This is a genomic window from Leadbetterella byssophila DSM 17132 (genome assembly GCF_000166395.1).
Taxonomy (GTDB): domain Bacteria; phylum Bacteroidota; class Bacteroidia; order Cytophagales; family Spirosomataceae; genus Leadbetterella; species Leadbetterella byssophila.
The window spans coordinates 909281-932110 of record NC_014655.1 but is presented as its reverse complement, the minus strand read 5'-3'; the positions used below and the strand labels follow the sequence as shown (position 1 = coordinate 932110).

General features: G+C 40.5%; 17 protein-coding genes. 8 read left to right on the top strand and 9 right to left on the bottom strand.

Features of this window, described 5'->3' with window-relative positions:
• Positions 1-12: 12 nt before the first annotated feature.
• Both LBYS_RS04320 and LBYS_RS04315 read left to right on the top strand, forming a co-directional pair.
• Positions 13-459, top strand: a complete 447-nt coding sequence (locus tag LBYS_RS04320) for a hypothetical protein (RefSeq protein WP_013407671.1) — start codon at positions 13-15, stop codon at positions 457-459.
• A 69-nt stretch (positions 460-528) separates the two neighbouring features.
• Entirely contained in the window at positions 529-960 is a 432-nt protein-coding gene (locus tag LBYS_RS04315) for an SRPBCC domain-containing protein (RefSeq protein ID WP_041824179.1), read from the top strand.
• Here the strand turns inward: LBYS_RS04315 and LBYS_RS04310 are convergent.
• The gene (locus LBYS_RS04310; RefSeq protein ID WP_013407669.1) at positions 957-1379 is read right to left on the bottom strand and encodes an OsmC family protein; all 423 of its coding nucleotides are present in this window, start codon (positions 1377-1379) and stop codon (positions 957-959) included. The genes LBYS_RS04315 and LBYS_RS04310 overlap by 4 nt on opposite strands.
• 159 nt (positions 1380-1538) lie before the next feature.
• Here LBYS_RS04310 and LBYS_RS04305 point away from each other — a divergent pair, with 159 nt between their 5' ends.
• The 4 genes from LBYS_RS04305 (at position 1539) to LBYS_RS04290 (ending at position 7588) form a co-directional block, all read left to right on the top strand.
• Positions 1539-1883: a hypothetical protein gene (locus LBYS_RS04305; RefSeq protein WP_013407668.1), complete on the top strand. Its 345-nt coding sequence runs from the start codon at positions 1539-1541 to the stop codon at positions 1881-1883.
• 86 nt (positions 1884-1969) lie between these two features.
• On the top strand, positions 1970-3058 hold the full coding sequence (locus tag LBYS_RS04300) for an efflux RND transporter periplasmic adaptor subunit (protein WP_013407667.1): 1089 nt from the start codon (positions 1970-1972) through the stop codon (positions 3056-3058).
• Entirely contained in the window at positions 3055-6195 is a 3141-nt protein-coding gene (locus LBYS_RS04295; protein ID WP_013407666.1) for an efflux RND transporter permease subunit, read from the top strand. The genes LBYS_RS04300 and LBYS_RS04295 overlap by 4 nt, the downstream gene beginning before the upstream one ends.
• Positions 6188-7588, top strand: a complete 1401-nt coding sequence (locus tag LBYS_RS04290; protein ID WP_013407665.1) for a TolC family protein — start codon at positions 6188-6190, stop codon at positions 7586-7588. The genes LBYS_RS04295 and LBYS_RS04290 overlap by 8 nt, the downstream gene beginning before the upstream one ends.
• A gap of 33 nt (positions 7589-7621) precedes the next feature.
• Here LBYS_RS04290 and LBYS_RS04285 read toward each other — a convergent pair whose 3' ends face one another.
• Genes LBYS_RS04285 through LBYS_RS04270 form a run of 4 tightly spaced genes read right to left on the bottom strand, consistent with a single transcriptional unit; the run spans position 7622 to position 11130 of the window.
• The gene (locus LBYS_RS04285; RefSeq protein ID WP_013407664.1) at positions 7622-7960 is read right to left on the bottom strand and encodes a heavy-metal-associated domain-containing protein; all 339 of its coding nucleotides are present in this window, start codon (positions 7958-7960) and stop codon (positions 7622-7624) included.
• 29 nt (positions 7961-7989) lie between these two features.
• Positions 7990-10170, bottom strand: a complete 2181-nt coding sequence (locus LBYS_RS04280; RefSeq protein ID WP_013407663.1) for a TonB-dependent receptor plug domain-containing protein — start codon at positions 10168-10170, stop codon at positions 7990-7992.
• Between the two features lie 49 nt (positions 10171-10219).
• On the bottom strand, positions 10220-10627 hold the full coding sequence (locus tag LBYS_RS04275; RefSeq protein ID WP_041823432.1) for an HYC_CC_PP family protein: 408 nt from the start codon (positions 10625-10627) through the stop codon (positions 10220-10222).
• 35 nt (positions 10628-10662) lie between these two features.
• Positions 10663-11130, bottom strand: coding sequence for an Lrp/AsnC family transcriptional regulator (locus tag LBYS_RS04270; RefSeq protein ID WP_013407661.1), 468 nt, complete (start codon positions 11128-11130; stop codon positions 10663-10665).
• A gap of 137 nt (positions 11131-11267) precedes the next feature.
• Between LBYS_RS04270 and metH the strand changes: the two genes are divergently transcribed.
• Positions 11268-14984 carry a methionine synthase gene (metH, locus tag LBYS_RS04265; RefSeq protein ID WP_013407660.1) on the top strand — a complete coding sequence of 1239 codons (3717 nt, stop codon included), beginning with the start codon at positions 11268-11270 and terminating at the stop codon, positions 14982-14984.
• Positions 14985-15057: 73 nt separating this feature from the next.
• Here the strand turns inward: metH and lplA are convergent, their stop codons facing one another.
• From lplA to LBYS_RS04245, 4 genes are all read right to left on the bottom strand, one after another.
• Complete coding sequence (gene lplA, locus LBYS_RS04260; protein WP_013407659.1) at positions 15058-16041, bottom strand: lipoate--protein ligase; 984 nt, start codon at positions 16039-16041, stop codon at positions 15058-15060.
• Between the two features lie 86 nt (positions 16042-16127).
• Positions 16128-17516, bottom strand: a complete 1389-nt coding sequence (locus LBYS_RS04255; RefSeq protein WP_222836538.1) for an efflux transporter outer membrane subunit — start codon at positions 17514-17516, stop codon at positions 16128-16130.
• The gene (locus LBYS_RS04250) at positions 17503-20643 is read right to left on the bottom strand and encodes an efflux RND transporter permease subunit (protein ID WP_013407657.1); all 3141 of its coding nucleotides are present in this window, start codon (positions 20641-20643) and stop codon (positions 17503-17505) included. The genes LBYS_RS04255 and LBYS_RS04250 overlap by 14 nt, the downstream gene beginning before the upstream one ends.
• A gap of 2 nt (positions 20644-20645) precedes the next feature.
• Positions 20646-21827: an efflux RND transporter periplasmic adaptor subunit gene (locus LBYS_RS04245; protein ID WP_013407656.1), complete on the bottom strand. Its 1182-nt coding sequence runs from the start codon at positions 21825-21827 to the stop codon at positions 20646-20648.
• A 217-nt stretch (positions 21828-22044) separates the two neighbouring features.
• Between LBYS_RS04245 and LBYS_RS04240 the strand changes: the two genes are divergently transcribed.
• The gene (locus LBYS_RS04240; protein WP_013407655.1) at positions 22045-22827 is read left to right on the top strand and encodes a hypothetical protein; all 783 of its coding nucleotides are present in this window, start codon (positions 22045-22047) and stop codon (positions 22825-22827) included.
• The last annotated feature ends 3 nt before the right edge of the window (positions 22828-22830 follow it).

Genomic DNA, 22830 nt, shown 5'->3' with positions numbered 1-22830 from the left:
ATCCATATAATTATGAAAAATATCCGATTAATCCTTTGCGCAGGCCTGGGGATATTCTTCCTGTCCTGTAATAAAGCGAAAGAAAATTATGAAACCACACAAGAACTTCCACCTCTAGATCCAAGAGCGGGAATTTACATGTATCAGGATAAGGATGATACTATCCGACTGGAAATTCAGCAATTTGGAAGTCCGGTCATAGGTGATCTGATCATTTCACTCAAAGAGAAGGATAAGAATATAGGTACGTTTAATGGTCCCCTACAAGATTCATTACTTATAGGGGAATATACCTATACCTCTGAAGGGACAAGCTCCATTAGGGAAGTGGCTTTTAAATTCAGGGGAAATTCTGTGTTTATGGGGGCTGCACCTATGCATGAACGAGGAGGGAAAATGGTCTTTGTGGACAGATCTCAAATCCAGTTTGATGAGAATATGCCTTTGGTTCGCCTGTAATTCTTGATTTTTGTCAAGTAGATTTGAAGAGGGATTTCTGAACTTTGTTCTATGAAATTACAATACGATATGAAAAAGATAAGAACAGAAATCCTTATTCCTGCTGCAGTAGATCAAGTATGGGAAGTCCTATTGAATACTTCTGAATATCCAACTTGGAATCCATTTATACGAAGGTTTGAAGGGGATATTGAGAAAAACAAGAAGGTGAAGATCTCTATCAATCCTCCTGGAGGATCAAGAATGAACTTCTCTCCCACTATAATAAAAAAGGAGAATAATAGAGAGTTGCGCTGGCTAGGAAAACTGGGTATAAGCGGACTTTTTGACGGGGAGCACTATTTCATACTAGAGGAAGTCTCTCCAGCAGAGACCAGGCTTATTCACGGGGAGAATTTCTCCGGCTTACTGGTGCCCTTCATAGGCTTAGAAAAAACTGAAGAAGGCTTTAAGCTGATGAACGAAGCCATAAAAAAGCGATTCACTAATGGAATCGCTTAAGGTAAAATCTCGTAGCTGTGAGTGATTTCTGCTGAAGGCCTAAGTTGGGCAGTAGCAGAACAATACTTATCCATGGATAATTCTATGGCTCTTTCAACTTTTGCGGGGTCAAGAGGACCATAGAATTTGTAGTGTATTTTGATTTTTCTGAAGGGTTTCATTTCTGTACCTTCAATCTGCTCTCTTTCTCCTGTCACCTCTATTTTAAGGTCCCTCAATTCTTGCCTTTGTTTCTTGAGGACAAGGATTACGTCAATGGATGTACAGCCTCCCAGTCCCATTAATAATAGCTCCATGGGTCTGGAACCTGCATTCTTTCCTCCTATTTCTTCTGCTGCATCCAGGTGGACAACAACAGGTGACATTCCTTTTCCTTCCAAATGGAAAGCATCATCTACCCTGTCTAATGTGATCTTCATTACCTATTCAACTTTTTTGTAAAGTTACAATATTTCTTTAATTCCTTAAGATAGCAAATTGAACTACGCCTATATAAAATTGAAACTTTCTGCTATTTGCTTCATTTTTTTCTAAAACTGAGGAATTACACAAATTTATCCCCTATAAATTTGAATCAGATGAAGAATGTTTTTCGGAAATATGGCTTGATTATCTTCTTGTTCCTTCTAGGGGCAGGGATGAAGATTCATGCCCAGGAAATTCTTCAGGATTTAAGCGTTTTGGAGCTAGATCAGGAGCAAAATCACATGGAGAAATCACACTCCGCCTATGTTGATTCAGATTTTGCCTTTATAGAGACAAACCTCACTTTAAAATACAGCTACGCCACCATTGATGTTCCTTCGGGTAAACCTTACCTGTTTCATTTGGAAGGGTGGTACTACGACAAAAAACTATTTGAAGATAGTTTTTTATTACCTCCAAAACCTTTGTTCCTCTTCTATCAAGTCTTTCAGATTTGAGATTCATTCCATTATTTATCCTGGGAGTAGTGTGCACTTTCCCTAGGGACTACTGTATTATTTTTTAACCAACCATTTTGTTATTTATGTATCAAAAGATGCTCTCTTTTACGGGTATTGCTATATCCGTATGCCTGCTTGCTTCTTGTAATGCAACAGAAAAAGAACACCATGAAGACCCCACATTCCCTGTCACTACTCCATTAGTGGCGGATACAGTGGTACACAAAACCTATGTAGGACAGATTCGTTCTATCAATCACATTGAATTAAGAGCCCAGGAAAAAGGCTATTTGCAGAGTATATACGTAGATGAAGGCCAAAGAGTTAGAAAAGGCCAGGTGCTATTTAAGATTATGCCGAATCTGTACGAGGCTGAAGTACAGAAGGCACAAGCTGAGGTGGAATTTGCGGATATAGAATATCAGAATACCAAAGCTCTTACAGATAACAAGGTTGTTGCTCCTAATGAGCTAGCCATGGCTAAAGCCAAATATAACAAGGCAAAAGCGGATTTGGATCTGATGAAAACGCATTTGGATCTTACTCTAATCAAAGCCCCATTTGATGGAATATTAAACAAGTTTCAGGTCAGATTGGGGAGTTTTATAGAAGAAGGTGAATTGATGACAGAACTTTCTGATAATAGCAAGATGTGGGTTTATTTCAATGTTCCGGAATCAGAATATTTGTCCTACATGAAAAAGGAGATGAAAGGGAATCTTAATAAACTAGGTTTAAAGATGGCTAACGGCGAGATGTTTGATTACCAAGGGGCTGTAGAAACCATTGAAGCCGACTTTGATTTCGAAACAGGTAATATTCCCTTCAGGGCTACTTTCCCTAACCCAGAAGGATTATTGAGGCATGGTCAAACGGGCAGTATCGTCATCTCCACTCCTATCAAAGGAGCTTTATTGATTCCTCAGAAAGCAACCTTCGAAATACTAAGCAAAAAATACGTCTTCGTAATAGAAAAAGACGGCACTGTGAAAAGCAGAGAGATTGAAGTAGAGGCTGAATTACCTCATATCTACGCGGTGAAATCTGGTTTGGCTGCTACTGATCAAATTCTCCTTGAAGGGATCAGATTGGTAAAAGAAAATCAAAGAGTAAAAGTAAAAAGCCTGTCATCAAGGCAGGTAATGAATGACTTAAATCTATATGCGGAATGATAAGTAAGATCATACATCGGCCCGTATTGGCTATTGTCATTTCGGCCTTAATCTTGTTTGTGGGTGGATTAGCTATGAAGCAACTACCCGTTTCTCAGTTTCCACAAATCGCATCAACTACGGTAAGTGTCAGTATAGCCTATCCTGGATCAAGTGCTGACGTTTTGGTGAAATCCTCGCTTATCACCCTAGAAAATGCTATCAACGGTGTTCCCGGTATGCGCTATATCTCCTCTGATGCTACCAGTGCGGGTGAGGCGGTGGTGAATGTCATTTTTGAACCGGGTACTGATCCAAATGAAGCCATGGTTCTGGTGAAAAATCGCGTGGACCAGGTGATGACCTTGTTGCCGGAGTTGGTTCAGAAAGAAGGGGTGATTGTAACTCCCATTCAACCCAGTATGTTGATGTATGTCAATGTATATAGTAAGGACGAAAAGATAGATGAAAAATTCCTGTATAATTACGCTACAGTGAAGATGATACCGGAGATTTCCAGGGTTCCGGGCATAGCTAAGGCTCAAATTTTAGGTAGCCGAAGATACGCCATGAGGGTTTGGTTAAATCCGGAAAGAATGAGAGCCTATTCTATCTCCGTTGAGGAAGTAATGAAAGCTCTTGAAGAGCAGAGTATTATTGGAAGGCCGGGAAGAATAGGACAAAGTTCCGGTTTAGCTGCTCAGTCATTAGAGTATGTTTTGACGTATAAGGGCCAACTGAACAAACCGGAGGAATATGAAAATGTCATCGTTCGTGCGAATCCCGAGGGGCAGATTATCCACTTGAAGGACATAGGTAAAGTAGAGTTAGGTAGTGAGTTCTTTGACATCTATTCAAATTTAGATGGATATCCCGCTGCTTCTATCATGTTAAAACAAACCTATGGAAGTAATGCTAAGGAGGTAATTGACCAGGTGAAAGTTAAGCTTAAGGAAATGGAGAAGGATTTTCCTCCGGGCGTAGAATATAAAATATCCTATGACGTTTCGAAGTTTTTGGATGCTTCCATAGAACAGGTGGTTCATACCTTAAGAGATGCATTTATTTTGGTGGCTTTGGTGGTGTTTGTCTTCCTTGGCGACTGGAAATCCACCTTAATCCCTATACTTGCAGTTCCAGTTTCGTTGATAGGCGCCTTCTTCGTGCTTCAGGTCTTCGGAATGTCCATCAACTTAGTAACGCTGTTCGCCTTAGTATTGGCCATTGGTATTGTGGTGGATGATGCCATTGTGGTAGTAGAAGCCGTTCATGCCAAAATGCATGAGAAGAATTTGACTCCCTATTACGCTGTAAAAGAGGTAATGAAGGAAATTTCCGGGGCAATTATCGCTATTACACTCGTTATGGTGTCTGTATTCTTGCCTATCTCTTTTATGTCTGGTCCGGTAGGTACATTCTATAGACAGTTTGCTATAACTATGGCTTCTTCAATAGTACTTTCAGCGGTAGTAGCCTTAACACTAACGCCTGTATTGTGTGCCATTTTGTTGAAAAAGCATGAAGGGCATAGCAATGGACTGATGAGTAAATTCAATCAACTATTTGATCGTCTTACAGGAAAGTACACTAAAGTACTGACCTCTATTGTGAGTAGAAAGGCATTGACCTGGGCTGTCTTACTTATTTTCTGTGCAGGAATAGTGGTGCAGAACAAGTTCCTTGCCGGAGGATTTATACCGAATGAAGACCAAGGTACCATCTATGCCATCATACAAACTCCTCCGGGCTCTACCTTAGAAAGGACCAATCATGTGAGTAGAGAATTGCAGAAGATCTGTAAAGAGGTAGACGGCGTAGAGTCTGTGACCTCATTGGCCGGTTATGAGATTATGACAGAAGGTAGAGGATCCAATGCCGGTACCTGTTTGATAAACCTTAAAGACTGGTCGGAACGCGAGCATACCGTCCTGGAAATCATGGAAGAGTTAGAGCATAAGTCGAAAAATTTAGGAGCCACAGTAGAGTTTTTCGAACCACCTGCTATTCCGGGTTTTGGCTCTTCGGGAGGATTTTCCATGCGACTTTTGGACCAAAATCCTACTACGGATTATGCTGAGTTTGATAAGGTTAACCAGAACTTTATGGCAGAGCTGAAGAAAAGGAAGGAGTTGAATGGTCTGTTTACCTTCTTTGCTGCGAACTATCCTCAGTATGAATTGGTGATAGATAATGAAGCTGCTATGCAAAAAGGGGTTTCTATAGGAAAAGCTATGGAGAACCTTAATATATTGATAGGCAGTACTTATGAGCAAGGTTTCATTCGCTTCGGTCAGTTCTTCAAAGTGTACGTACAGTCCTTACCGGAGTATCGTAGATTACCTTCTGACATTTTGAACTTGTTTGTAAAGAATGAAAAAGGTGAAATGGTTCCTTATTCAGCATTTATGAGCTTGAAAAAAGGCCAGGGCCCAAATGAGATCACGCGTTACAATATGTATAACTCTTCTGCTATACGAGGATTACCGGCGGACGGTTACACTACTGCTGATGCCATATCTGCCATTCAAGAGACTGCTTTGAAAACCCTTCCAAACGGATACAAGATAGCTTGGGAAGGTTTGTCCTATGACGAGGCGAACAGAGGTAATGAATCCATTTATGTTTTCCTTGTGGTATTGGTATTCGTTTATATGGTCTTAGCGGCACAATATGAGAGCTTCCTGTTGCCGCTGGGTGTGGTTATGTCTTTGCCTGCGGGGGTATTTGGATCCTTCTTTTTACTAAAGATGATGGGATTAGCCAATGATATCTACGCACAGGTAGGATTGATCATGCTAGTGGGTTTACTGGGTAAGAATGCCGTGTTGATCTTTGAAATTGCCATACAAAAAAGGCAAGCAGGTTCAAGTATATATGAAGCTGCCATTGAAGGGGCTAAAGCACGTTTTCGCCCCATATTAATGACTTCCTTCGCCTTTATCGCTGGACTGGTTCCCCTTCTGGTTTCACAAGGGGCTGGAGCTATTGGTAACAAAACCATAGGATCCTCGGCCTTAGGTGGAATGCTGTTTGGTACCATCTTCGGTGTTGTAGTGATCCCGGGATTGTATTATTTGGTAGCAAACTGGGCAGATGGAAGGAAACTTATCAAAGACGAAGCAGAAAGACCTATATCAGAATTAATTGAAAATGAATAAAATAGTATTAAGTGGGGTTATGCTGGGAATAATGCTGGGGTGCAAAACACCTCAGCTTCCAGAGAAATCTCAAACCGTATTTTTGCCCAATCATTTCTCAGAAATGGGAAAAGAAAGTAGTGAAGTGGGGCCATGGAAGAACTTTATTCAAGATCCATATTTAAGGGTTTTGATCGATTCCGCTCTTGCAAATAACCAGGAACTTAACATAGAACTGCAAGAGATTCAGGTGGCACAGAATGAAGTTTATGCTAAAACCGGAGAATATAGACCCTATGTCCAATGGCAAGTAGGAGCTTCAGTGGATAAGGTGGGGAGATATACTAGAGACGGAGCTGTGGAGCATAACTTAGACATCTCCTCCGATAAGGCATTTCCTGAGCCCTTCTCTGATTATAAGATAGGCTTAGTGGCCGGTTGGGAAGTGGACATTTGGAAAAAAATGCGTGCTTCAAAGAAGGCTGCCTATCATCGTTACATGGGTACGGTAGAAGGGAGAAATTTCCTTGTAACTCAACTAGTAGCTGAAATTGCCCATTCCTATTATGAACTTCAGGCCTTGGATCAGCAGTTGGAGATTCTTGAGCAGAATTATGAACTGCAGAGTAAGGTTTTGAATATCATTTCATTGCTTAAGAATTCTACAAGAGCTAATGAGTTAGCAGTTTCCAGGTTCCAGGCTCAGGTTTTGAAAACCAAGGCAATGCGCTTTGACTTACTTCAGAAGACCGTGGAAGCTGAGAACAGGATTAATCTCTTAGTAGGTAGGATGCCCCAAAAGGTAGAACGGAGCAAAAATTCTAGTTTGGCTACATTTCAGACTGGAGTACCTGTAGATCTTTTAAGGAATCGACCGGACATTAGAAGAGCAGAACTAGAATTGGAAGCTCAAAAATTAGATGTATATGCAGCTAAAATGCGTTTCTATCCTGCTTTAGCCATTGAAGGTGGAATGGGTTGGCAAGCATTTAATCCTACTTATTTGGTAAAGCCTGCATCTTTTCTGTTTCAAATGGGAGCGAATATGGCAGGGCCATTAATCAACAAGAGAGCTATTACTGCTGATTATAAGAGTGCAAATGCCAAACAAATTCAAGCCCTTTATAATTATGAGAGATCACTTCTTCAGGCTGTTATAGAAGTAGAGACAGAGGTCAAAGCTTTGGAAAATTTGGAAAGTAAGATAGATTTAAAAAAGCAAGAAGTTGAAGCCTTAAATCGCTCGGTGGAAGTTTCTGAGAAATTATTTAATTATGCCAGAGCTGATTACATGGAAGTTCTGCTTACGCAAAGGGAAGCATTGGAAGTTCAATTTGAGCTGATTGAATCTGAATTGATGCGAAAAAGCGCTCAGATCAATCTTTATAAGGCGCTGGGTGGCGGATGGCTGTAAAGAAAAAAGGTCCCTATGTAAAGGGACCTTTCTTTAGTGCGATTTTGAAGTTTTTTGGCAACAAGCCGGAAGTTCATCGTGAGCTTTTTGGTCCGCTACTACTTCATCAGCATCGTATCCAATTTTAGAAATCTTGTTTTTTAACTCTTGCTTGTTTGTCTTCTTTGGATTGTATACTACATTCACGGTATGTTCCTTCAAATCTACATTTACAGACTGAACCCCTTTTTCTTTTCCTAGTTTAGATTCAATAGTTTTCTTGCACATTCCGCATTTTACAGAACTAGCAAAACTTACAGTATCTCCATTTCCTTTCTGCGCAAAAGCGCCGAAACTTAGAGCTAATAATAGGTTTAATACGATGATTTTCATAGTTATTACGTTGATTTTATTTGTTCTTTTTATTTCATTTTGTATCTAAAACCGGTATACACTGTGGCGCCGGTTACGGGTCCCCAGATCCTCCCAGCATCAAACGTTGGTCCAAAAGGGTTCTCTGTACCTATAATTGGGTTTTTCTGCTTAAATCCGGTCAGGTTTTCCCCTCCAAGGTACACTTCCAGTTGAGGGAAGTTTCTGGTGATTTGCGCATTCACGTTCGCATACACCGGGGCAAATTCTGTTTTCATGTCGTAATAGGACATAGAAGAATGCTCCATTGGTATTCTTTGTTTACCGTTAACGTGCAAAGTGGCATCAAATTTCCATCTTTCGTAAGGTAGACTATAGGCTACATTGACAAGTAGCCTATCCTTTGGTAAGAACATTTTATCCATAAGTACTTTTTCGCCCATTGGCTTACCTAAGGTTTGCTTGTTATTCACATAACGGTAACCCATTTTTACTTCCCAGCGATTCACCGGACCATAGTTCAATTCTATTAAGGCGCTATTCGTTCTGGATTTGCCTTCTAAGTTGTAGAAGAACAAGTATCCGTCATGTTCCATATCCACAATCATCTGGTTTTGGAAACGGGTATGATAAAATTCTCCGGAAATGGACAACTGGGGCGACCATTGGTAAACATAACTACCTCCGAAGGTCCAAGTTTCTTCCGGACGCAGGTCCTCCAGTAATCTTACAGTTCTATTGCTGACTAACATTCCATAACCTTCTGCGAAGGGGTTTGGAGTTCTGTAACCTTTGCCTGCGGAAAGTCGGAAGGTATGATTATTTCCCAAACTCTGCATTACGTGGATCCTTGGTGTGAAATAATTTCCATATAGATTGTGAAAGTCATTTCTGACGCCGATTAGTATGGAAGTACGATCCAAGTATTTATAGTTATACTCAAAGAAAACACCGGGAACTAGTTCATTTCTATCCAAATAGATTCCAGTATATTGCTCTTTAAATTCATCTTTAAGAAAGCTCACACCAGATTTATAGGAATGATTTGTATTGCCAAGGATGTCTTGATAAATCAAATTTCCGTAAAGGGTATTTTGGGTTCCTGTATATGGAGTTTTGCCAAACTTCGAGTCACTGTCATGATAAGAAGCGTTCAAAATCAATCCTAAACCTCTATATGGGGCATTCGGAAATAATAAGGCGGTTTTTGTAAACCCTTCTATTCTTTGGGTATGATTAGTGAATCCGTACAAATCCGATACACCCTTTTTAAATCCTGTTTGCCCACCTTCCCTATTCTCATTTAGATACCTTATACCGAATTGTGCCATAAACTTCTCTCCACTATACTTCCATCTATTTATAGCGTTAATTTGGTTATATTTGGGTAAATCACGAAATTTATCCTTGTTCTGATCAATCTCTGACGCTAAGAAAGAGCCATGGGTAATTAAGGCTGTGGACCACTTCTTAGACTTTTTAGAGAGGTTAATGTTACCTTCTGTTCTACCGAAATTATTGACATACATATTGATGAATAGAGGATCCATGTTGTCTGGTTTGTGCAGTTCCACGTTCACTTGTCCCACCATGTTTTCATAACCGGTTAGGACAGATCCTACCCCCTTCCCAATATCAATGGATTGTATCCAAGTACCCGGAATGTAATTCATGCCAAAGGTTTGTCCTAGGCCGCGAATGCCGGGTATGTTTTCTAAGGTAGTTTGCACGTAGGAGCCACTCATACCTAATAGTTGAATTTGTCTTGAGCCGGTGACAGCATCCGTATTTCCTACACTGATGGAAGCATTGGTCTCAAAACTCTCGGAGAGATTACAGCAAGCCGCTTTTACAAGTTCTTTGCTGGTGATAATCTGGGTATGTATTGGGGACATTTTATCCAATACCACTCCGGCAGATTTGACAACTACTTCATCTAAGTCGTTCTGCACTTCTTGCAAAACCATGACATAGAACTTATCCTCTATAATTTTTAAGGTATCAGGTTTGAATCCTAAATAGCTAAAGGATAATAAATTAGTGCTGTTTGATTTGACTATGGAAAACATGCCGTTTTCGTCTGTCATGACGGCAGATCCCGGGTCTCCTACCCAGGAGACATTAACGCCTATGAGGGCAGAATTTGTGGCGTCTGAAACCTTTCCCTTGATGCTTTGTGCAGTCGCATTAAGGCTTAATATTATACAATATATAAATAGCTTGATTTTCATACAATAAAGATTTTAGATAAAAAAATGCAATGTTTTTTTTATCCAAATCTCAAAGTATGAGTTTGCGGTACTTAATAAATAGAGGGACAGAACTTGGAGGCGAGGAATTACTGGAAGCCAAGACCTCGCTTTTCTCAGGAATTAAGGTTGGACACAGGAATTGAAACTCTGGCAGCTGCATTTCTACAGCTACAAAAGGCATTAGGTTGAAGCTGCTTTGAATAGCAGTGTGTCCTTTATTGACCTTAAATGAGATTTCACAACATGTACCCTTTTTGAAGCTAGGTACTTCATGAACCTCACTAACGCTTAATTTTCCGTAGCAGGATTCAGGTTCGAAGGATACTTTTTTGATTTGTGTGATGGTGCATAAGTGTTCATAATATGCAAAAGAATGAGAACTTACCAAGACGGTAAGTGCCATTACAAGTGCTATTATTCTTCTTACTTTTTTCATCTTATATTTTCAAACACACGTTTATATGATTTAGTTCATGAACGTGGTTCGTAGGCAGTATCATTTTTTATTTCCCCCATGACGAAGATAGACTGAGTGGATCCTATATTCTCTAGCGAGGCTAATTTGTTCATTATAAAGGACTGGTATTCCCGCATGTCAGATACTACCACTTTGATTAAAAAATCATAGTCTCCGGATATATTCAAGCATTCCATTACTTCCGGCATTTCAACTATAGAATTGACAAACCTTGCGCCAGCCTCCTTAGCATGTTCTTTCAAACGTATGTTACAAAGTACCATTAGGTCTTTGCCAATCTTTTCCCTGTCTACTATAGCCACATATTTTTTAATGACGCCCTCGTTTTCCAATCTCCTTACACGCTCATACACGGGAGTAGCAGAGAGATTCAATCTTCCCGCTAATTCCTTGGTGGTAAGTTTAGCATCTTGTTGTAAATGGCGAAGGATCTCTTTGTCGGTGTCGTCTAATTTAATCATGATCTACGTAGATTGGAAGACAAAAATATAAAAAAGTAAGTTATTTGATAGATAAAATATCTATATTTTTCCGAATGTACTTATGTTTTTATCTTTTATTCCTACATTTGGAAGCAATTTGAACCAGGAATTCATTTATGACACGATTAAGGCAGGCATTACGAGATAGAATTTTAGTTTTAGATGGGGCCATGGGAACCATGATCCAACGCTACAAACTCAGTGATGCAGATTATCGAGGAGAAAGATTCAAAGATTTCCCTCATGACGTAAAGGGGAACAATGACCTCTTGTCCATCACTAGACCAGATGTCATCTTAGCTATACATAAGGAATATTTAGATGCAGGCGCAGATATCATAGAAACCAATACCTTCAGCGGTACCTGGGTGGCGCAGGATGACTATCACATGGCTGATTTAGTTTATGAAATCAACTATGAAGGGGCTAAGATTGCTCGCCAAGCGGCTGATGCTTATTCGACACCAGAAAAACCAAGGTTTGTAGTAGGTTCAATGGGTCCCACCACCAAAATGGCTTCCCTGTCACCTGATGTGAATAATCCGGGTTTTAGAGCAATTACCTTTGACCAGTTAGTGGATGCCTTTTCTACCCAAATCCGCGCTTTAATAGAGGGTGGTGTAGATGCACTATTAATTGAAACGGTTACGGATACGCTGAACTGTAAAGCTGCACTCTACGCAGCTAAGAGCATCATAGAAGAAAAAAAGGCAGTAGATCCTGATTTTGATAGGCCTCTTATGGTTTCGGGTACTATAACCGACCAATCAGGTAGAACCCTTACCGGTCAAACTTCCGAAGCATTTTATAACTCGGTTTCTCACGCGGGTCTCCTATCTATAGGCTTAAACTGCGCCTTAGGAGCAAAAGCTATGAAGCCCTATTTAGCAGAATTAAGCAGAGTGGCCAACTGCTATGTCAGTGTATATCCTAACGCAGGTCTTCCAAATGAAATGGGTCAGTATGATGAAACTCCTGCATACATGGCAGAGCAAGTCAGAGAATTTTTGGAGGAAGGCTATGTGAATATTTTGGGAGGATGTTGCGGAACTACTCCTGAACATATCCGTGCTTTTGCGGAATTAGCAAAGAACTATAAACCAAGAGTACCTTCGGAACCGGAGCCTCTTTTGAGATTAAGCGGGCTAGAGCCTTTAACATTAACTCCTGAATTAGGTTTTGTAAATGTAGGAGAAAGAACAAACGTTACCGGTTCCAAGAAGTTCTTACGCCTGATCAAGAGTAGAAAATTTGATGAAGCGCTTAGCGTGGCTCAGGATCAAGTAGAGGGTGGAGCAAATGTCATTGATGTTAACATGGATGAGGGTATGTTAGATGGTGTGGAAGCCATGACCACCTTCCTGAACCTAATGGCTGCGGAGCCTGAGATTTCAAGGATTCCGGTAATGATAGACTCATCTAAATGGGAGATCATAGAAGCCGGACTGAAGTGTATTCAAGGAAAAGGGATAGTAAATTCCATTTCACTGAAGGCAGGGGAAGAGGAGTTTAAGCGACAAGCATCTACTATACTTAAATACGGTGCTGCTGTAGTGGTGATGGCTTTTGATGAACAAGGTCAGGCTGACACTACGGAAAGAAGAATAGAGATTTCAAAGCGATCTTACGATATCCTGGTCAATCAGTTGGGCTTTCCCCCTCAAGACATCATCTTTGACTTGAACATATTCCCTGTGGCTACAGGAATAGAAGAGCATAGAATCAATGCTTTATCTTTCTTTGAAGCCACTAAATGGGTTAGAGAGAATCTACCGCTTGTACATGTGAGTGGTGGGGTGAGTAACGTATCCTTTTCTTTCAGGGGCAATGACCGCGTAAGAGAAGCCATCCATTCGGCGTTCCTATATCACGGCAGAAAAGCCGGAATGGATATGGGTATAGTAAATCCAAGTATGCTGGAAGTTTATGATGATATTCCTGCAGATTTACTAAAAGCGGTTGAAGACGTGTTGTTGAACCGTACAGATGATGCTACAGAGGTTCTTCTAGAATTAGCGGAATCTTTAAAAGGTGAAGGAAAGGCGGAAGATAAGGCCATTCAAGAATGGAGAACACTTCCAGTAAATAAACGAATTGAACATGCTTTAGTAAAAGGCATAGTTGAATTTATAGATGAAGATATCGAGGAAATAAGACATCAATACCCTACCCCACTTCAGGTGATTGAAGGACCACTGATGGATGGAATGAATGTAGTTGGCGATCTTTTTGGTTCCGGAAAGATGTTCTTGCCTCAAGTAGTGAAATCAGCCAGGGTAATGAAAAAGGCAGTAGCCTACCTTCTACCCTACTTGGAAGAGGAAAAGCTGAAATCTGGGAATACCCAACAAAACAATGGCAAGGTCTTAATGGCTACCGTGAAAGGAGATGTCCATGATATCGGAAAGAATATAGTTGGTGTGGTTTTGGCATGTAATAACTATGAGATCATTGACTTAGGCGTTATGGTGCCAGCAGAAAAGATTCTCGAAGAAGCTCAGAAACACCAAGTGGATGCCATAGGTCTCAGTGGATTAATTACCCCAAGTCTCGATGAAATGGTGTATGTAGCTAAGGAAATGCAGAAGAGAGATATGACAGATATGCCCTTGCTCATTGGCGGTGCTACCACTTCAAGGGCGCATACTGCTGTAAAGATTGATCCTGTATTTAATGGCCCTGTAATTCATGTATTGGATGCCTCAAAATCCGTACCGGTAGTGAGTAATCTATTGAGTAAGGATCTGAGAGAAGATTTTGTCAAGAAAACTAAAGCAGATTATGCTTTATTCAGGGACGATTATCAGAAAAGACAAGGCATCAAGCATTATATTTCACTAGAAGAGGCTAGAAAGAACAAATTACCTCTTGACTGGAATAACTATGAAATAAAGGTTCCTAGTTTAAGAGGTACAAAGACGTATAGAAACTATAGCTTAAGAGAGATTTCTCAGTATATAGACTGGACCCCATTCTTCCAAAGCTGGGATTTACATGGTCATTATCCCCGGATTTTAGAAGATGAGAAAGTAGGTTCTACAGCGCAGAAGCTTTTTGCTGATGCTCAAGTAATGCTACAACAGATCATAGAAAACAGATCATTTGACGCAAGAGCTGTAGTAGGATTTTATCCTACAAATACTCAGGATCACGATGTACAAGTGGTGTACGGGTGGAAAGAAGGCAACTGTGACTGTCATACTCATGTAGATAAAGAGACCGTCCTGGCCACTCTTCCTCAATTAAGGCAACAAGGTAAAAAAGGTGCGGGTATTCCTAACCTTTCTTTAGCTGATTTCATAGCACCTGTGGAGAGCGGGAAGATAGATTATTTTGGAACTTTTGCCGTAGGAATATTTGGAGCTGAGGACTTAGCAAAGAAATACGAGGTATCCTTTGACGATTATAATGCTATAATGGTGAAAGTACTAGCTGATCGTTTCGCGGAAGCTTTCACGGAACTTTTGCATGAGAAAGTCAGAAAGGAACTTTGGGGATATCAACACCAAGAATCTCTTACAAACGAAGACCTGATCAAAGAAAAGTATGTAGGTATCAGACCTGCGCCGGGTTATCCTGCATGTCCGGATCATTTAGCTAAAAAGGAGATCTTTAATCTTCTTGATGTAGAAAATCAGATAGGACTACATCTGACAGAGAGTTTAGCCATGTGGCCTGCGTCTGCGGTTTCTGGATTCTATTATTCTCACCCTGATGCAAAGTATTTTGGACTTGGAAAAATTGAAAAAGATCAATTAGAATTCTATGTAAAGGCCAAAGGAATAAGCTTGGAAGAAGCAGAAAAATGGCTGAGTCCGGTTCTCAATTTCTAAAGGTAGCCCTAGAGCTACCTTTATTCTTCAAATTGTTATTTAGTTAATTCGCGAAATAAGTTACCTTATTCCCTCATTTGAATACTTCCAGCAATTCTTCAACGCTGGCAGCACCGAAGTAAAGTTGCAAATTAATTTTGGATAGAACAAGTCTCAGTTCTTCAATCTCATGTTTTTTATTCTTAAGTAAGTTTTCTATCTCCTCAATGGGAGCCTGTGCAAAAAAGTCTCCAAAGATTTTTGCGTCCTGAATGATACCGTTACTTACATCCAGGTGTACCTCTATAAAACCGGCAGGAATCTTTATCGCTTTACTAAAATTATAATCCGGCGAAAAGCCGAAGTTCCATTCCCAGGTACTATATTTCTGGTTGGCAAGTGCATTTATTTTTTCGATCTCCTCATCGCTGAAAGGCTGGATGTAGGAATCAGGATTTTCCTTTTGAACTTGTTCTATTAGCCAGGTTCTGAAATCCTCTGTACTCACTCCATCCGCAAAATAGGGAGCCAGATTAGTTACTCTTTTTCTTACAGATTTTATAGCCTTATCTACGAATTTGAGAGGATTTACTTTCAAAGCATCTGCCAGGATCTGCATTTCCGAATGGATCAATAGGGTTCCATGGTGAATCACCTTGTTTTTTCGTACCAACTTAGCATTTCCTGAGAATTTCATTCCATCTACAAGGAGATCATTCCTTCCTTCTAGTTTAGCCGGAACCCCTTTTTCTACCAATAAGTGCAATACCGGCTCTGTAAAGCGAGAAAAATCCATAAACTCTCCGGAGGTGTTCTTTGAATGGAACGAGAAATTGAGATTTCCTGTATCGTGATAAACGGCTCCCCCTCCCGTTAATCTTCTTACTACCTTAATTCCCTTCTCTTCCACTACCGGAAGATTGATTTCTGAAAGGGTGTTTTGATATTTCCCTACAATGATGGAGGGAGCATTGATATAAAGAAGAAAAATCTCGGCATCAGGATATGAATCCAATAAGAATTCTTCAGATGCTATATTGAAATACGCGTTATCAGAAGGCGAAACTATGATTCGCATGGGTATGATTGATTATATTCTAATGAATATACATCAAATGGGGTTGAATTGGTTCAAAAAAAGGGAGCACTAAGGCTCCCTTCTCCTTATTTCCATCCTCCGCCTAAGGCTCGATAGAGCTCAACGGTAGCATTGTATTTTTGTAATTGAGTAGTAATGATGCTTAGTTTCGTATTCAAAGCATTTTGTTTAGCTGTGACTACTTCCAAATAATTAGCCATACCGTTCTTCAATAATTCCTCAGAGTACTCTACTGATTCTTCGTAAAGTTGGTACTCCTTTTCTTTGAGAGAAATCTTTTTATCTGCGGCAGTATAATTATACAATGCATCTGAGACCTCTTTACTTGCTGTGATTAAAGCCTTCTGATACGCAATATACGCTTGCTCCTGACTTGCGTCAGCCACTTCTTTCTGGGTACGTATAGCCCTCTTGTTATACACAGGCTGAGCTAATCCGGCTACGGCACTTACAAAAAAGGACTTCGGATCAAAAAGCTTTGGAAAATCAATACTTTGGAATCCGGTATTCGCTGTGATTCTCAATGCAGGATAGAAGTTGCTTCTCGCCACATTAACATTTTCAAAAGCTTTTACCAATGCCATTTCAGCAGCCTTCACATCGGGTCTGTTTTCCAGCAACTGGACCGGGAATCCGGTATAAACCATTTGTTGGATAGAGGCATCACTGAATTTCCCCCTCTCGGTTGCTCTAGGTGATTCTCCAATCAACAGGCTCAGGATATTTTCATTCAGTTTGATGGCATTTTCTGTATCCACCAGTAATGCTTCAGCATTTACAAGTAAAGCCTCGTTTTGCTTCACAGCAACTTCACTGACTATACCGGCTACTTTCAGAGACTTATTGGTTTCCACGCCTTCCTCCCTGTTACTAATGGTTTCGAGAAGAACTTGTTTTTGTTCATCCAATGCACTCAATTGAAAATAGGCATTTGCCACAGCAGCAATGATCTGAGTGGAAACCGCTTGATGTGCATTAATGCTTCTCAAGTAATCTGCTACAAAACCTCTTTTCGTGCTACGAATCTTTCCCCAGATATCCGCTTCCCAGGCAAAGCTCCCTGTAATGTCAAATTGACCTAAGGTCTGACTTCCGGTGATTCTACCAAACTGAGTGTTGGCAGAAGTCCGCGAGAAGGTGTAGTTTGGACCAATGGAAAATGTAGGGAAATAGCCCGCTTTGCCTTGTTTCATATATGCTTCAGCAATATTTACGTTTTGCAAAGCGGTTCGTATATCGAGGTTGTGTGCCAAAGCTTTTTCAATGTAAGAAGCTAGTACTTCATCTTTGAAAAATTCCCTCCAGGACACGGAAGCTAAGCTAGTGCTATCAGCACTAACTTGCTCTGCTTTGAACTGATCTGCGACGCTAATATCGGGTCTTTTATAATCTTTTGCTACAAAGCAGGATTGCAGCAAAATACTACATGCTATGAGCCACTTATATTTCATCATTCTTAGGATTAATAAATTTTACGGGTTTTACTTTTTCCTGTAAACTTTGGAAGATCACAAATAATACAGGGATAATAAACACCCCAATAATGGTACCTATAAGCAAGCCAAAGGCAGCTCCTGTACCCACAGAACGGTTACCTATATAGCCCACCCCTTTGGCAAATACCAATGGCATTAGACCAAGGATAAAGGCAAAGGAGGTCATCAGGATTGGACGTAGACGAGAAATCGCCCCGTTGATCGCTGCCTGAGCTATAGTTTCACCGTGTTGCCTTCTTTGTAAGGCGAATTCCACTATCAAGATGGCGTTCTTCGCTAAAAGTCCCACCAGCATGACCAGTGCTATCTGGAAGTAGATATTATTCTCCAAGCCCGCAAATTTCTGAGAAATATAGGCTCCCATAATACCTGCTGGTAAAGACAAGATTACAGATAGGGGAAGTATATAACTCTCGTATTGTGCAGATAAGATAAAGTACACGAAGATCACACAAAGTGCAAAGATCAATGCAGTCTGCGAACCTGCTTTGATTTCCTCTCTACTTAATCCGGTAAAGTCTACCGCAAAGTCTTGGTTCAACTGGGCGGCAGCCACTTCATTGATGGCTCTGATGGCATCACCACTAGAAAAGCCTGGTTTTGTGGCACCGGAAATATTAGCAGAGGTAAAGAGGTTAAAGCGGTTTACGGACTGAGGACCGTACACTCTTTCTAAACGAACAAACTGAGTGATAGGAGCCATTTGTCCAGTAGAAGTAGAAACGAAGATGCTGTTCAAGCTGGCCTCATCCCTTCTAGCTTCCGGTAAGGACTGGATCATGACACGATATTGCTTACCGAATCTCACGAAATCTGCAGCGTAGATACCTCCAATGTACCCTTGTAAAGCAGACAAGATACTGCTTACCGTAACGCCTGAGCGTTTTGCTCTCTCTACATCTAATTTGATTTCGTATTGGGCAAAATTAGTATTCAATGCAGACTGAGCATATTGAATCTCCGGACGCTTCATCAACTCCGCAAGGAAGTTCTGCTGAACCTGATCTAATTTACTCAAATCCCCACCAGATTTATCCAAAAGTTTTAATTCAAAACCGGAATTAGTACCAAAACCCGGGATACTTGGTGGCTGGAAGAAAGCCATCTTTGCATCTTTAAATTGGGAGTTAGCTAAGCCAAATAATTGACCGATAATACTCGTAATAGCTGTTTCCTCTGAAGTTCTATCTGCAAATCCATCCAGTTTAATCAAGAACATACCGTGGTTTGCTCCTGCACCTGAAATAAAGTTATTACCTGTAATGGCGGTGATATTCTTTATTCCTTTGATGTGCATGGCTTTCTTCTCAAAATCACTCAAAAGTGTATACACACGGTCAGTAGATGCACCGGCAGGAAGTTCAACGTTACCAAAAAGGAAGCCTCTGTCTTCGTTTGGTACAAATCCTGAAGGCATGGTCTTGTTAGCATAGAAAACACCACCAAGACATATTGCCAAGATTACAGCGGTTACCCATTTATGTTTAAACAGGAAGCTGAAAGATTTGGCGTACTTTTTGGTCATGGTTTCAAAGCCTGTATTGAAGGCATCAAAGAATCTTTGACCTATACCTTTGCTATGAGCACCCTCATGATTCTTTAAGAACAAAGCACAAAGTGCCGGACTCAAAGTCAAGGCATTTACAGCAGAAATAAAGATGGATACGATTAGCGTTATACCAAACTGTTTATAGAATACGCCAGTTGGACCCGTAATAAAGGTCACAGGGATAAATACAGCTGCCATCACCAAGGTAATGGATACGATTGCCGTGGAAATCTCTGACATCGCGGATATGGATGCAGATTTAGGATCCAAGCCGGTACTTTCCATCTTGGCATGTATGGCTTCCACTACCACAATGGCATCATCCACCACAATACCAATAGCCAGTACTAAGGCGAATAAGGTAAGGAGGTTCAAAGAGAAACCAAACAAGGTCAGGAAGAAGAAGGTACCAATAATAGACACGGGTACTGCTATAAGAGGTACTATGGTAGAACGAATATCCTGTAAGAAGATAAACACTACCGCGAATACCAATAGAAAGGCTTCCACTAAGGTATGAACCACTTTGGAAATGGATGCATCTAAGAATTCGTTAGTATCAAAGTTGATGATATAATCTACTCCATCCGGAAGTTGAGATTTGATCTTCTCAAGTTCTATCTTCAGGTTGTTATTGATTTCCTGAGCATTTGATCCAGGAGTTTGGTAAACGGCTATCGTTACGGCAGGCTGTCCATTTAACTCTCCGCTACCGGAATAGGATTGAGACCCTAGTTCAATCTTGGCTACATCTTTCAAATATAGTACTTGTCCACCAGGTAGCGCCTTTACTACTATGTTTTCGTACTGCTCTTCTGTACGGTATTTACCGCCATACTTTAAGACGTATTGGAAAGAGGCTCCGTCGTTCTCTCCTAATTGTCCAGCAGCAGCCTCTAAGCTTTGTTCGTTTATGGCCGCCGAGATTTGGGCTGGAACTAATCCGTAGGTAGCCATCTTCACGGGATCAAGCCATACCCTCATGGAATAGACCTTTGCACCAAAAACGGTGGCATCACCTACCCCGTTCACCCTTTTAAGAACTGGGATCACATTAATATTCAAATAGTTTTGAATATAGGTAGCATCGTATTCCTTCGATTTAGCATAATAGGACAGGAACATTAAGGCAGAGGTTTGCTGCTTTTGGGTAGTTACCCCTGAACGGGTTACTTCTGCAGGCAACAAAGGAGTAGCTCTGGCTACCCTGTTTTGAACGTTTACCGTTGCAATGTCCGGGTCAACACCTTGTTTAAAGATCACCTGAATGGTAGCAGAACCGTTATTAGAGGCGGTAGAAGAAATGTAGTCCATGCCTTCCACACCGTTAATTTGTTCTTCAATAGGAACAATCACGCTCTCAAGAACAGTCTGTGCGTTTGCTCCCGGATAGTTGGCTATCACTTGCACCGTTGGTGGAGCGATTTCGGGATACTGAGAAACTGGCAGCACTGCTAGACCAAGTATACCCAGTATAACTATTAATACAGAAATTACCGATGAAAATACCGGCCTTTCTATGAATGTTTTTAACATAATTAAAATACTGGCTTAATCGTGCTTAAAAGTTCGTTAATGTCTTGTTTGACGGGTTTTACCGGTGTTTTGTCTCTCAAGTTTGAAGTGCCTTGTGTGACGATCAAATCACCTTCCTTAATACCTTCACCTGCAATCACCAGGTTTTGGGTACGGTCTACAACTTGGACACGTGTCATATAGGCTGTGTCTTGTTTAACGCTATATACGTAATAGCTTCCTTGACGTTCAAACAATGACATTTCAGGGAAAACCAAAGCATTTTCGTAGGTCTTAGGGATTCTGATTTTTCCGGAGTTTCCATTAGATAGCAAGCCGGCAGGATTTCTAAAGGTTACTCTAAACTGAATGCTACCTGTAGATGCGTCGATTTGACCGGTTACTGCCTGCACTTTACCTTTTTCGGGATAAAGTTCACCATTGGCTAAAACTAGATCTACCTCAGGAATATTCTTCAGTTTTTCTTTAACTGTAGTTCCTGGAGTTCTTCCTAGGAAGTCCAAGTATTCTTTCTCATTCATGGAAAAATAAGCATACACCGAGCTCGTTTCAGATACCGTAGTCAGAGGAGTCATGTCAGAAGGCCCTACTAAGCTCCCTTCTCTGAAAGGTATAGATCCCACTACTCCGCGGATTGGACTTTTTACAATAGAAAAATTGATGTTCTCCTGAATACCTTTTAGGGTAGAATTTGCCTGGCCTTTGCTGGCAACTGCCTGCGCTAAAGCCGCCTGCGCTCGGGCGAGATTTGCTTTCGCCGTTTCTAGTTGGGCAGCACCTATGATATTCTTAGCTACAAGGGGTTCTAATTTCTGAACTTCCACTTCAGCGGCTTTAACAGCGGCTTGTGATGCTTCAATATTAGCTTCTGCTGCAGTTAAGGCAGATTTAGCTGCATCTGCATTTTGTGTTAGGATATTGGTTTCCAATTGGAACAAAGGGGTGCCAACGTTAACTAATTGGCCTTCGTCTACAAATACCTTCTTGATATATCCTTGGATTTTAGCACGTACATCATTGTTGTTGATGCCTTTGATGGTTACAGGGAATTCCGTGTATCCGGTAACGTTTCTTTGTGCTACTTTCACCACCGGAAATTCTGCAACTCCAGGGGCCTGTTGAGGCTTGTTAGAATTGCAGGAATATAGCGCGGAAAGTGCACTTAACAGGATTACTTTTTTCATATAAATGTGTAATGGTTCTTTACATATACTGTTATATGAAACGATTTATTTCTGGGAATAATTCGCGTATAGAGGAATTCTAGTCGGCAATTCAGCCATATCTACCGATGTTTTAACCGGTTTTGACGACACAGTTTTTAATGGAAGAAGAATTTATTTTTCTACTGTGTTGTGCATTTCTAACCACAGTCCTATATTTACAAAGAATATTTAAATCATGAAGCACAAACTCTTAATTTTATCCATAGCAATACTTTCTTGCGGTAAAGATTCTGTATCGCCGAGTGGAAATTCATTAGGTATTTTGGAAGTATCACCTTTTTTGGTGGAAAAATCATTGACTAAGTCTTCCTCCCTTCCTTCTTCCTCAGGAGTTTGGACAAATTATAGTTATGACGAAAATTACCTTTTCTTGGAAGAAGGTATGGATTATTCCCCAGAGAATATTGGTAGTTCAGTGCTACCCTTTGCTAAAAAGGGCACGGAAGAAATTTTTGTGGATACTGAACGAAGGGTGACACGAAGGAAATACCAAAATGTGGTAGAGGACTATTTTTACAGTACGGATGGCAGATTAAATTATATAGTGCGCGACTTTGTAGGTGAATCCATAAATAATAAACCCCTTAAGGATACAGTTCAATATTCATATTATGGTAAAGGACAAAAAGATCATGAGGGAGAGGTGCTTATAGTAAAAGAGAATCAGTATTATGTAGATAATAAGTTGCAAAAGTACTTTGATTATGTGCGTTATACTACAGAATATTATGATGCTGAAAAAGAACTAAAATCCTGGATTACCCGACCATATTCCTATGGAAAGCAAATGAAAGCTCCTTTAATCAGAAGGACTAGCACAAGTAAGAAGGGCAGTTTGAGTACGGAATATTGGGCTCATGATTATGATGAGCAAGGCTTGATTACACATACCAAATATAGTACACTGGGGATCATTAGTGATACGGATTATTTTTATATAAAGCCTGGAACTAAGTAATAA

Coding starts and splice junctions, on each gene's coding strand:
- LBYS_RS04320 (WP_013407671.1), top strand. CDS start 13: ATGAAAAATATCCGATTAATCCTTTGCGCAGGCCTGGGGATATTCTTC.
- LBYS_RS04315 (WP_041824179.1), top strand. CDS start 529: ATGAAAAAGATAAGAACAGAAATCCTTATTCCTGCTGCAGTAGATCAA.
- LBYS_RS04310 (WP_013407669.1), bottom strand. CDS start 1,379: ATGAAGATCACATTAGACAGGGTAGATGATGCTTTCCATTTGGAAGGA.
- LBYS_RS04305 (WP_013407668.1), top strand. CDS start 1,539: ATGAAGAATGTTTTTCGGAAATATGGCTTGATTATCTTCTTGTTCCTT.
- LBYS_RS04300 (WP_013407667.1), top strand. CDS start 1,970: ATGTATCAAAAGATGCTCTCTTTTACGGGTATTGCTATATCCGTATGC.
- LBYS_RS04295 (WP_013407666.1), top strand. CDS start 3,055: ATGATAAGTAAGATCATACATCGGCCCGTATTGGCTATTGTCATTTCG.
- LBYS_RS04290 (WP_013407665.1), top strand. CDS start 6,188: ATGAATAAAATAGTATTAAGTGGGGTTATGCTGGGAATAATGCTGGGG.
- LBYS_RS04285 (WP_013407664.1), bottom strand. CDS start 7,960: ATGAAAATCATCGTATTAAACCTATTATTAGCTCTAAGTTTCGGCGCT.
- LBYS_RS04280 (WP_013407663.1), bottom strand. CDS start 10,170: ATGAAAATCAAGCTATTTATATATTGTATAATATTAAGCCTTAATGCG.
- LBYS_RS04275 (WP_041823432.1), bottom strand. CDS start 10,627: ATGAAAAAAGTAAGAAGAATAATAGCACTTGTAATGGCACTTACCGTC.
- LBYS_RS04270 (WP_013407661.1), bottom strand. CDS start 11,130: ATGATTAAATTAGACGACACCGACAAAGAGATCCTTCGCCATTTACAA.
- metH (WP_013407660.1), top strand. CDS start 11,268: ATGACACGATTAAGGCAGGCATTACGAGATAGAATTTTAGTTTTAGAT.
- lplA (WP_013407659.1), bottom strand. CDS start 16,041: ATGCGAATCATAGTTTCGCCTTCTGATAACGCGTATTTCAATATAGCA.
- LBYS_RS04255 (WP_222836538.1), bottom strand. CDS start 17,516: ATGATGAAATATAAGTGGCTCATAGCATGTAGTATTTTGCTGCAATCC.
- LBYS_RS04250 (WP_013407657.1), bottom strand. CDS start 20,643: ATGTTAAAAACATTCATAGAAAGGCCGGTATTTTCATCGGTAATTTCT.
- LBYS_RS04245 (WP_013407656.1), bottom strand. CDS start 21,827: ATGAAAAAAGTAATCCTGTTAAGTGCACTTTCCGCGCTATATTCCTGC.
- LBYS_RS04240 (WP_013407655.1), top strand. CDS start 22,045: ATGAAGCACAAACTCTTAATTTTATCCATAGCAATACTTTCTTGCGGT.